The following is a 586-nucleotide window of genomic DNA, read 5'->3' on the forward strand; positions in this document are numbered from 1 at the left end:
GTGTTGACCAGGATGCCGGGAAGCAGCGTCGGCACGACGACGTCCTTGAGGTTCGTCGCCTGGTGTTGAGCGCCGGTCTGGCTCCGCCTGCAGCAGTCATGCCTGCGGCCGAAAAGTTGACAGGCCAGACTGGAGAGCTTCACCGGGCTGTGCTCGCGATCTGTGCGGGATTGAAAGAAGCACGGGATCATCTAACAGATCTCGAACAAGTCGTCGGTGATGGCGACATTGGCATCAGCCTTGCGCGCGGTGCCGCAGCGATCGAAATCGAATTAGATGGCTACGATAGCAGAAGCGCGGCACACCATCCTGCGTGCGATCTCAGCAACCGTGCGCCGCTCTGTCGGCGGCACTTCGGGTCCACTCTATGCGCTGTTCCTGTTGCGCGCCGCTGAGGCCCTTGACGGCCGAGCGACGATCGATATCGCAGCCTGGGCGCATGCTTTTGCCGAAGGATGTCGCGGTATTTCGGAGATCGGCGGCGCGAGCGAAGGCGACCGCACGATGCTGGACGCCATGATCCCGGCGGCACAGGCGCTTGCGAGCGCTGCGACCGCCGGTTTGGATCCTGACGCTGCACTACAGG

Annotated in this window: 1 protein-coding gene and 1 pseudogene; both read left to right on the forward strand. The window is 63.0% G+C overall.

Going from position 1 to position 586, the window contains the following annotated elements; all coding sequences use genetic code 11:
- Nucleotides 1-395: pseudogene (locus tag AC1DU6_RS35005) on the forward strand (hypothetical protein); the annotation flags it as partial.
- Nucleotides 277-586, forward strand: a 310-nt coding sequence (locus tag AC1DU6_RS35010) for a DAK2 domain-containing protein (RefSeq protein ID WP_477863146.1), incomplete at its 3' end; no start/stop codon positions are given. The pseudogene AC1DU6_RS35005 and the gene AC1DU6_RS35010, both read left to right, overlap by 119 nt.

The organism is Roseateles sp. P5_B10, assembly GCF_056400485.1.